The organism is Caulobacter sp. (genome assembly GCF_049283275.1).
In the GTDB taxonomy this organism is placed as follows: Bacteria; Pseudomonadota; Alphaproteobacteria; order Caulobacterales; family Caulobacteraceae; genus Caulobacter.
In genome coordinates, this window is the sequence record NZ_JBAPVS010000064.1 from 1 (window position 1) to 3477 (window position 3477).

General features: G+C 71.1%; 3 protein-coding genes. 1 reads left to right on the forward strand and 2 read right to left on the reverse strand.

What is annotated here, in order from left to right:
* The coding region (locus WAL33_RS03205) for a thiamine pyrophosphate-binding protein (RefSeq protein WP_422178415.1) at window positions 1-622 on the reverse strand (622 nt) is incomplete at its 3' end.
* A 137-nt stretch (window positions 623-759) separates the two neighbouring features.
* On the opposite strand from WAL33_RS03205, the gene WAL33_RS03210 reads away from it, so the two are divergent.
* Window positions 760-1440, forward strand: a complete 681-nt coding sequence (locus WAL33_RS03210; protein ID WP_422178417.1) for a lysoplasmalogenase — start codon at window positions 760-762, stop codon at window positions 1438-1440.
* A gap of 62 nt (window positions 1441-1502) precedes the next feature.
* Here WAL33_RS03210 and WAL33_RS03215 read toward each other — a convergent pair whose 3' ends face one another.
* Window positions 1503-3311 carry a feruloyl-CoA synthase gene (locus tag WAL33_RS03215; protein ID WP_422178419.1) on the reverse strand — a complete coding sequence of 603 codons (1809 nt, stop codon included), beginning with the start codon at window positions 3309-3311 and terminating at the stop codon, window positions 1503-1505.
* Between the last annotated feature and the right edge of the window lie 166 nt (window positions 3312-3477).

The window sequence follows — 3477 nt, forward strand, 5'->3', positions numbered from 1 at the left end:
CGCCCGAGCCCAGCAGCAGCACCGGCTTGGCGGCGGCCTTCAAGGCCTTGGCGACGCCGGCGACGGTCGCCGGGTCGGGCGCACGGAAACCTGGCCGCTGGATCACGGGGCCGGCGGTGTTGGTCTCGTTCCAGGCGCTGTCGGCGGGCAGGATCAGGCAGGCGTTGCCGCCCGGCGCGCCGAAGCTGGCGGCCACGGCCTCGGCGGCCAAGGGGCCGACCGCGTCGGCGGTCTCGGCCGACTTGACCCACAGGGAATTGGGCGCGGCCAGGGCGGCGATGTCGGAATTGAGCGGGGCGTCGTATTTCCGGTGATCGGTGGCGTGGTCGCCGATGATGTTGACGATCGGGGTGAAGGCGCGGCGGGCGTTGTGCAGATTGGCCGCGCCGTTGGCGTAGCCGGGACCCAGGTGCAGCAAGGTGCAGGCCGGTGTTTCCGCCATCCGCCCGTAGCCGTCGGCGGCCCCTGTCGCCACACCCTCGAACAGGCACAGCACGCTGCGCATGCGCGGCTCGCGGTCCAGGGCCGCGACGAACTGCATCTCGCTGGTGCCGGGATTGGCGAAGCAGGCGGTGACGCCGTTGTCGGCCAGGGTGGTGATCAGGGCGTCCGCGCCGTTCATGGTCTTCTCCGTACCGTTCGGGCCAGCTTCCGACATTTTGCGGGGCGCGCCAACGGCGGTTGCGCAAGGCCGGGCGGTTGACGCAGTCTGGTCGCTCCGAAGCGCCGCCAAAGAGCGGACTGGCCAGGGGGAAACCAATGTCTCAATCAAGCAGTCGTCTGGCGAAGGCCGTGCTGATCGCCTCGATCCTGGCCGGGGTCAGCTATGTGGCGGCCTGGGACCGGGGCCTGCCGCAGGCCGCCGAGTTGACCTGGAAGGGCCTGGGCGTCGGCCTGCTGGCGATCTACGCGGCGCTGAACGCGCGCACGCTGGATGGCTGGCTGCTAGTGGCGGTGATGGCGTTTGGCGCCCTGGGCGACGTGCTGCTGGGCGCGGCCGGACTGACGGTCGGCGCGCTGGCCTTTCTGGCCGGTCATCTGGTCGCCATCGGCCTCTATCTGCGCAACCGACGGCCGAGGCCCGCCCGCAGCCAGGTCGCCCTAGCCGTCGTGCTGGTCCCAGCGGTCGTGGTCATCGCCTTCCTGCTGCCCGCCGACCGAGCCGGCGCGCCGGGCGTGGCGCTCTACAGCCTGGGCCTGGCGACGATGGCGGCAACGGCTTGGCTCAGCCGCTTTCCGCGCTACCGGGTCGGCATCGGGGCGCTGATGTTCGTGGTCTCCGACCTGCTGATCTTCGGCCGGGGCGGACCGTTGCCGGACAGCTTCGCGGTCGGGCTGGCGGTGTGGGGGCTGTATTATTTCGGGCAGATGCTGATCTGCGTGGGGGTCGTCTCATCCGTCCGCCACGGCGCGCGTATGGGGACACACACTCACGGCTAGGCCTCGACAATCTGGGCGCGGATCGTGGGATGAGTGTGTGTGTCCCCAGCAAACCCGCGGCGCTAGGTGAACACCATCACCCCATCATCCGGCTCCTCGGCGAACAGCCGCTCCAGTTCTCCCGGCCGACGCTCCCGCGCCATGGCCTGGTTGATGTAGCCCTTGTCGGTCAGCTCGCCCGAAGCCGCATCGGGCGCCCCGTCCAGGATCAAGGCCCGGGTCACCTTGCCGCCGCCCTTGGCCAGGCTGTTCAGCCGTTCCAGACCGTTGCGGATCGCCGCCCGCACCGCCTCGGGGTCGCCGAGCCGCAAGGCCGCCTTGGGGTCGAGGAACAGCATCAGCCCCACGCCCGACTGACCTTCGCCGCAGACCACCGCGTCCGAGACCGCCCCGGCGATCGCCGAGACCGCCGCCACCCGCAGGGCTCCAGCCACCACGAACGTGCCGTTGGCCAGCTTGAAGTTCTCGACCAACCGCCCGTCGAACACCAGGCCGGCCGCGGGATTGAGTCGGTCGGCCAGCTTGGCCGCGTCGCCCAGCCGGTAGAAGCCGTCCTCGTCGAACGCCGCCGCCGAGGCCTCGGGCATGTCGAGATAGCCCGGCGAGACCTGCGGGCCCTTCACGCGGATCTCGAACTTGTCGGGCGGGCCGTCGGCGACCGGGACCAGTTTCACCGCCGTGCCCGGCGTGGGCAGGCCGACCATGCCCGAGCGGGCGTTCAGCCAGTGGATGTTGCAGGCGGTCGGGCCGGTCTCGGTCGCCCCGTAACCGGCCGCGAAGGTGATCCGGCAGCCGACCGTGCGCACGGCCACGGCCTGGACCCGGTCGAGGATCGACTGGGCCATCGACGCCCCGCCGTATTGCAGCACCCGGACCTTCTCGAAGAACCGGGCGGCCAGGGCATGGTCGCGCTCGAGCTCGCCGACCAGCAGACCCCAGCCGGCCGGCACCATGTTGTGATAGCTCGGCGACACCTCGCGAAGGTTGCGGATCGTCTCGTCGAAGCGGCCGGTCACCGGCTGGCCGGCGTCGATGTACAGCGTCCCGCCCCGGTGCAGCACCATGTGCAGTATGGCGTTGGCGCCCAGGCTGTGGCTCCAGGGCGCGGAATTGACCAGCACCGGCGGATCGGGATCCTCGTAGCAGGCGGCGATCTGGGCGGCGTTCAGCGCGACATTGGCGTGGGTGCAGATCACCGCCTTGGGCAGGCCGGTCGAGCCCGAGGTCAGCAACAGCTTGGCGGCGTCGTCGGGTCGGCAGACGGGCGAGACGGGGTCGCTGGCCAGCAGGACCTCGAAACGCTCGTCACCCTCTCGGGCATTTTGGCCGGCCACCACCGGCAGTCCGGCCAGGAAGGGCGCGGCCAGGGCGTCGGCGAAGGCCTCGGCGTCATCGACATAGACGGCCGCTGGCTTCAGCCGTTCAACCGCGAAGGCCAGGCGCGCCAGGTCCGCGCCCTTCAGGCCGTACTGCGGCGAGACCGGGGCGATCGGCGCGCCCAGGCTCATGGCCGCGTAGCCGATCAGGGCGTGGTCGATGCCGTTGCGGGCCAGGATCAGCAAGGGCTTGCCGCGCGACAGGCCCAACCCAGAGAGCCCCCCGGCCAGGCGGGCGACCTGGTTGGCCGCTTCGCCATAGGTCACGGTCCGCCAGCCCTCGGCGCCGGCCGACGGACGCTCGGCCAGCCACACGCGGTGCGGGGCCTGCGAGGCCCACCGGGTCAGCGGCGCGGTGACGGTCTGGATGGTGCTGGAATAGGGGGTGGGGTTGCGCAGGATCAACACGTCGCCGCCTCGGCGTTCGACATCCAGCGCCCGGGGCGCGTAGCGGGCGTCGCGGAACGGCGCTTGGGTCTCGGACGTCCCATCCATGAGTCGAAGTGTTAACCAGGCCGTGGCGGGTGGCAATCCACCACCTCTCTGCCGTTCATCCCGTTTCTTTTCCCTTCATCCCGCCGCCTGGCCTCGCCGCCGCTCCAGCCACAGGCGCTCGGCGGGCGCGGGGTCCAAGGCCAGGGCGCGATCGTAGGCCCCCGAC